Source organism: Edwardsiella piscicida (genome assembly GCF_001896205.1).
GTDB classification, from domain to species: Bacteria; Pseudomonadota; Gammaproteobacteria; order Enterobacterales; family Enterobacteriaceae; genus Edwardsiella; species Edwardsiella piscicida.
The window spans coordinates 356289-363024 of record NZ_MPNU01000001.1; the positions used below are offsets into that span (position 1 = coordinate 356289).

4 protein-coding genes and 1 tRNA gene are annotated in these 6736 nt (G+C 43.4%); 2 read left to right on the plus strand and 3 right to left on the minus strand.

Features of this window, described 5'->3' with window-relative positions:
• Nucleotides 1-316: 316 nt before the first annotated feature.
• Nucleotides 317-1771 (plus strand): anion permease, encoded by a 1455-nt coding sequence (locus tag BRD58_RS01560; protein ID WP_012847132.1) that lies wholly within the window; start codon nucleotides 317-319, stop codon nucleotides 1769-1771.
• Between the two features lie 1065 nt (nucleotides 1772-2836).
• On the opposite strand, the gene BRD58_RS01565 is transcribed toward BRD58_RS01560, so the two are convergent.
• From BRD58_RS01565 to BRD58_RS01570, 3 genes are all read right to left on the minus strand, one after another.
• Entirely contained in the window at nucleotides 2837-3781 is a 945-nt protein-coding gene (locus tag BRD58_RS01565; RefSeq protein ID WP_236721566.1) for a hypothetical protein, read from the minus strand.
• A 112-nt stretch (nucleotides 3782-3893) separates the two neighbouring features.
• Entirely contained in the window at nucleotides 3894-4790 is an 897-nt protein-coding gene (locus BRD58_RS17785; RefSeq protein WP_129985768.1) for a hypothetical protein, read from the minus strand.
• Nucleotides 4791-5658: 868 nt separating this feature from the next.
• A tRNA-Phe gene (locus BRD58_RS01570) sits at nucleotides 5659-5734 on the minus strand.
• A 511-nt stretch (nucleotides 5735-6245) separates the two neighbouring features.
• Here BRD58_RS01570 and speFL point away from each other — a divergent pair.
• Nucleotides 6246-6350 (plus strand): leader peptide SpeFL, encoded by a 105-nt coding sequence (gene speFL, locus BRD58_RS17710; protein ID WP_015460746.1) that lies wholly within the window; start codon nucleotides 6246-6248, stop codon nucleotides 6348-6350.
• The last annotated feature ends 386 nt before the right edge of the window (nucleotides 6351-6736 follow it).

Here is a 6736-nt window from a genome sequence, read left to right on the forward strand (position 1 = left end):
AGGGTTAATAAATAACTATGCAGTCGATGTGCGTTTAATTAGCATTTTATTGTTTTAACGTATGGAAATACGCTTCTATCTATTTCAGCAGAGCCATAGACGAAGGGGGTGAATGCCCTCTGTATTCATGCCTATTCTGCGGCACCTTATCGCGCTGCCCGTTATTGATCTCAACGAATAGGGTGAATATATATTGATTAGTACTTGAGTAAATAGCTCAAGTATTGTGTAGGGACGACAGGAAGCGTGGTCCGTCAGGGAGGTTAGGGAGGTATTTGGCAAGTGGTGTTATTAAATTATATTTCCTGAGGTTAGTATGAAAAAGGGTTATTCGATCCTAATACCTTTTATCGTGGGCGGCGCATTGGCCTGTCTGCCCGCTCCGGCGGGGCTTAGCCACCATGCATGGCTCTATTTTTCTATTTTTATCGGCTCAATTGTCGGGTTGATTATAGAACCCTTACCGGGCGCGGTTATTGGCCTGATCGCCATCGTTATTATCGCCGGGCTGGGACGCTGGGTGCTGTTCTCTCCGGAGCAGGTGGCGCTGCCGCATTTTCACGCGGCGTCGGCGGCATTTAAGTGGGCAGTTTCCGGCTTCTCCAATTCAACGGTATGGCTGATCTTCAGCGCCTTCATGTTTGCATTGGGATATGAAAAGACCGGGCTAGGCCGACGTATTTCGCTGCTGCTGGTAAAATCCTTGGGACGGCGCTCGCTGACCCTGGGATATGCTATCGCCATTGCCGATTTGGTACTGGCCCCCTTTACGCCGTCGAATACGGCGCGCAGCGCCGGAACCATCTACCCGGTGATCAGTAATCTGCCGCCGCTGTATGACTCGAAACCCAACGATCCCAGCGCCCGTCGGATCGGCTCCTATCTGATGTGGGTTTCCATTTCGATCACCTGCGTTACCAGTTCAATGTTTCTTTCCGCCCTGGCACCCAATCTGCTGTCCAGCGCGCTGATTAACCAGATGACGGGGCTGCAGATTTCCTGGGGTAGCTGGTTCATTGCCTTTTTACCGTGCGGGATTGTTCTGTGGCTGCTGACGCCGCTGCTGGGCTACTGGCTGTATACGCCAGAGGTAAAAATAAATGATGAGGTTCCGAAATGGGCCAAACAGGAGCTGGAGAATTTAGGGGGGCTGTCGCGCCGTGAGAAATTGCTGCTGCTGTTCGTCGCGCTTGCGCTGCTGCTGTGGGTATTCGGCGGGGGATTAATCAACTCAGCCATCGCGGCGCTATTGGTTATTGCGCTGATGTTGATAACTAATGTGATTAGCTGGGATGATGTTATCGGCAATAAGGCGGCGTGGAATACGCTATTCTGGTTCGGCACGCTGGTCTCTCTGGCCTCCGGGCTGTCCACCGTCGGCTTCGTTCATTGGTTCGGGCTCGTTATCTCTCATTATCTCAATGGGATGTCCGTGGCGGTTGCCAGCGTATCGCTGCTTCTGTGTTTTTATCTATTGCACTACTTCTTTGCCAGTACGACGGCTCACGCCACGGCGCTGATCCCGGTGATGATCGCAGCCGCTATGGATATTCATGGGATTAATATGATGGAGTTTTCTCTGGCTATCTCTCTGTCATTGGGGATCATGGGGATTATCACGCCCTATGGAACGGGGCCAAGCCCAATCTATTTCGGCAGCGGCTATCTTCCCTCTAAAGACTTTTGGCGGCTGGGTGCCATATTTGGCCTGGTCAATCTGTTGGCATATCTATTTATCTGTTTACCTTGGATTAACTACCTTTATCGTTAATTTATGTCTCTCGCTTAAAAAGCGGCGATAGATGCGAAGCGGCCACCCTAAAGGATGGCCGCTTGAGTCACCTGAGGCTGATTCCTGGTAACGATAAAAGTAAAAAAAGCCATCAGGATGGTGGTTCTGAGTCAGCGAGCCATACTCCTTGGCGCCATTGGCTTGTGTATTACCCTTAATTCCAATGGCCCAGTCTACGGGGGTTTTCTGCGATGCATTACACGTCACTGCATGATTTGTCATGTTAATACTGGCTATCTACAGCCGTTTCGATGGGTGGCAATGGGCGTTGATGCGGGCATCCGGCCAGTGACATGAGGACCATACCGGCCAGAATAGAAAAGATAGAACGCTTTATATAATTCGCCTTGCGGGTTGAATGGGAATGCTTAAAGAGGGCGTTATCAGTAATTGAATATCCATGCCTTTACATCGTTGCAAATGTCGATAGCGCGCTAAATGCCCGGTCCTGCCGGGCGTAGTTGGTCAGTGATACGCGGCATATCGTGCTCTGGTAGTGTAATTATTCAAAAAATGTGATTTTTCACGCGGATGGGAGGGTGACTATCGCTCAGCGGTTTATTCGGATTTGCGGAAACGGAATAATTTGTGCAGAGGGGTGGGTGAAAAATAACATTATTCTAATCACGTGGGAAATCGCCTTGACATCATTGATGGTGAGGTGTATCGGTGGTGCACGCTTTACCCATCGGTAGGTGATACGAGTTGTGACGTTTAATTATGCCATACATTATTACAATCTCTGGTAACACCGATTGTATCGGCAGTTAGTGTAATATATCGAAAGTTGAAAAATCAATTCGTGTAGTGTTGTTTATATCCTCGCTAGGATCAGAATTTCCTGTGAATTGAAAGATGTAATACCTATAATAGGTGGCGCGATGTTTTTTCTACATGCTTATCAGCATGCCATCTATGCTAATTAGAACTATCCTGTGATATTTTTAAAAATCACGCAAGGACTCGAATATTGCGACTGATTAAATATGGCATCTTATATCCTTACTAATATGGATATAAGATGCGTTAAGTAAAATATTCAAATTAGAATGACAGCTTAGTTAATGTTAATGCCGGGTGTATCCTTTTTGACGGAATTTCAGAGAGTAAGTGTTTGTTATAAACAGAGTAGTAACTAATGCTACCATCCCCCATACCATCATTCATTACGGCATATTTAACGCTGAGCGGGTAGGTATAGTCAAAAGAAAGTGACATTCCACATGATAGCAGGAAATCAATAACTGGTTCTTTTTCATACATCTCATCATCCCGCTCTCCCTGTTTTACAGCAATATAGTCGAGACATATATTGATGCTGAAAGGGAAGTCGTCAAGAACTTTATTATCTAGCAGTAAATCAAATCCTTTGCTTGAGTCATGTTCACTAATAAATGATGATTGATTTAATACTTCAATCGTTAAGTTCTTGGCGATCGTGAAGATAAAGCCATTATCAGTTATTTTGTCTTTAACGCCATAATCAATATGAGATGTTGCTCTTTTTGGCCAAACTGATTTCTCAAAGCGACCATCTTGTGTTTTCTTGAAGTTATTGGAGATTAAGCAATAATTAAGCGATTCAAATAATTCGCTATCATCAATCTCAGTCAGCACCGCAAGAGTTCCGGCTAACAAGACTATTTTACCAAATTGACTTTCTGGAAGGTTGAGCATGATAAACTCTTGCGCATCAGAAAGTTTTTCGAGCATATGGTCAGTCAAAAAATATAGTTCATCCTTACTCCTTAACACGTTGAGTCTTACGTTCCAAAAAAACTCAGGTAAGGTAAAAAACAATGGAATATTTTTATCCTTATTCCTTGCCGCCTCTATCACCTGTTCTATAACATAATTTGCTCTAAAGTTTATCTCTTTAGAAACATAATCTTGAATACTTTGATCTTTGGCTCTCTCACTAGATAATTCTGAGTGAAAGGTTCCTTGCCGTAGAGAAGCAATATAAACTTCTTTATTCTTTTTATCCATCGTTTTGATGCCCTCAATAGTATGGTGCATATATGAAGTTAAAATATAGTAAGTTATGCTTTAATAAGTTAAATAGCTAACGTGAAATAATGAGTGGGTTATCTAACACTTATTAGAAATAAAAATTATTTAGTCTGTTTTTTGTTCTCTCTATCGCAATGTTAAATACAGGCCCCATTTTTTCAAGTTTTTCAACGGCTGCATTTGCAACTAGAGATGCCTCTGAAGGACTTTGCTGCAGCAACGTATTAGACCCGCCAAGCAAAGGTGGTTTTCCCTTGAATTTATGAGCATCAAGACGCTCTTGTAATCGCTGGATAGCTGCTGAATATGCTGTATCTTTCGCTGTCCAAACGTTGATATCAATAGAGCCATCTGAGAGCTCATCAATTAATGCTGCCTGAAGTGTTTTCATATGAATTAGTGACTGTGCATCAATAAGCGCTGAGTTAAACTCAGCCTGACTTTTAATATCATCAATGCTCTGTATAAAACAATAGTAAACAGCGGTTGAGCATACTGCTTCAGTACCATATGTATCCTCATCTAAAATATTTACAGTGGTCGCATACAGAAATGAAAACATCCCCGGAGAAAGGCGAGTCATTGAAAATGATAAACTTGCAGCAGCTTTTGATGATGATTTTGCTGCTTCAGCGACTGAGTTAACTAAATCTCCATAAGCAGCTAATGCATCAGGTGACGTGGCTGGATTTGGAACTAATGGGTCGGTGGCTTTTGCCACAGCATCGAGAGCTTTAATAACGACATTAGCTATCTTGTCTAGACTGAACTCACTCGTGTACTCAGTTTTTATATCTGAGTTAGATGATATTTGACGGCCATCAAGAATATTTGCTTGTGCTAAATTATCGTTAACTAACGCCATAAACTTCTCTTTATGAGCGGCATCCTGTGACGATAACATATCTTGTAACTTCTCAATTTGTTGGCGCGCAGCTACAGATTTATCTGCAACGCTTTCTACGGAACCTGAGCAACAAGTCATAAACCACTCTCCTATGAATTAATATATTAAAATATCCTTGCTTCATTTTAAGGGTAGCACAGCATTTACGTAACACGACATGGTAACCTGGAAAGAAAAGTCTTAAAGTTTTTAGTTTGATTATTGCCAAGTTAATTTATGGCTCGTTTTATATAACAAAATCAGAGTGCTGTGTTACCTGTTTGCAATTTAATGTATATATAAGCAAAATGATAAATCTAGTAATGGCTACCTATGTGTTAGGTTATATGACGTGCTGTATAGTAAAAATGGAGCTTTAAATAAATTCAAATTTTACAATATGATAGAGTAAGAATATACAGGTATGCCGAGGATAAGTCGGTGGGGTAATCGTTGGGGTAATGTGGTTGGTCAGTTCGCTGAAAAAGAGCGCATCAGAATATGTGTCTATCAAATCCAGGAACGTGTCCGGGTGGATATCTTCGATGACATTGACGTCTCCTACAACCGATCCGCTGCCACTGTCACCCGGGAGGCGTCAGTCTATTTAGCTGGAAGTGAGCAGATCATTTGCGAACAGCGCTCGGGTAAAATGAAGTCATACCAGGCGCAGTTACGCACATGCTCTGGAGCGAAGCAATTAGGTTTCGCCAGACCGGACAAAGGCCGGATTCTGTCTTACTGTTATGACGTCACCAGCCAGGTATGCATGCTGAAAATATTATTTATTAGCAGGTTGGAAACCAGTAGGCGCTGGCACTGTAATCGGAAGGCTGGAGTCGCTAAAGGGGAATGCTCGCGCTGGATAGAAGAGTTGAGTTGTGGCGGATGCGTTCAGCAACGACCAGAAGTTAACTTGAACTCAAAAAGCAAAAACCCCGCCATAAGGCAGGGTTTTCAGAAGAAGTGGTGCCCGGACTCGGAATCGAACCAAGGACACGGGGATTTTCAATCCCCTGCTCTACCGACTGAGCTATCCGGGCAACGAGGCGCATTAAACCTGATTCTGGCCTCGGCGTCAACGTTATTTCCCGCCGCGCCGTGCGAGTGCCTATTTATTGCGCTGGCGCTGGCGGTGCGTGGCGGCTGCGTTTGCCAGCGACGCGCGGCGCACTGACGTCGTAATGGCTATTTCTACGATCTTTATCACAGAATAGAATAGTATATAAAATAATAAGCATGAATATTTATTCATTAAAAATGGTTTGTTATCAATGGTGTTGGCGTTGATTTTCGGTGTGGGTTTTGTTGTTGTGCGGTGATGTTTGGTAGTGGTTTGCTGTTCCGTGCGTGGATAGCATGGCGCATACTTATGTTGCAAAATAGATCTATTGGCTGATGAGTGGCTATTTTTAAGTGAATTTGTATGCATTGTGGCTTGTTTTTTAGATCGATATATCGCCACGGTGGCAATCTCTTAGTGATATGTATCACAGCAGTCCACTCGCCGTTGGTTACAATAGAGCCAGTTTCCAGGTAAAAGAGGAAATTAAAATGGAGAATAACAATCGATTTTGGCCACATATCCGGCGGGTGACCCACATCATGATGATGGCGCACCGCAGCTGTTTTGATTTTCATCTGTTCAACGCAAGATAATTCTCTTCATGTCATGACATCCGTTGTCGCGGAGTGTCATGTCTCTTCTTCCGTTTACGTATTTCTGCGCGTGAGCCGTAGGGTACTTATGCGGACAGATCTCTATTGACACACCACGATAAACGCTTGTCGTCACGGTAGCTGCTTGCTGCCTGGCATGGCATATTTCCATTAATAACAATGATTTAATTATATTAATCGTTGAGGGAAAGTCTTGCCGTGAGAAAATGCTGTGGATTATGGATTTAATTAAATTTAAATCCACGGGATTGTTTTGCTCAAAATAAATACATGAGAGTGAGTGATATGAATAGCTTAAAAATTGCAGTAAGTCTAAATGTCATTGCGTATTTTAATACCTCACGTACAACGGTAGATATTAATGA

What these genes read in the sequence shown, in the direction of transcription:
- BRD58_RS01560 (WP_012847132.1), top strand. Translation starts at nt 317, where the DNA reads ATGAAAAAGGGTTATTCGATCCTAATACCTTTTATCGTGGGCGGCGCA.
- BRD58_RS01565 (WP_236721566.1), bottom strand. Translation starts at nt 3,781, where the DNA reads ATGGATAAAAAGAATAAAGAAGTTTATATTGCTTCTCTACGGCAAGGA.
- BRD58_RS17785 (WP_129985768.1), bottom strand. Translation starts at nt 4,790, where the DNA reads ATGACTTGTTGCTCAGGTTCCGTAGAAAGCGTTGCAGATAAATCTGTA.
- speFL (WP_015460746.1), top strand. Translation starts at nt 6,246, where the DNA reads ATGGAGAATAACAATCGATTTTGGCCACATATCCGGCGGGTGACCCAC.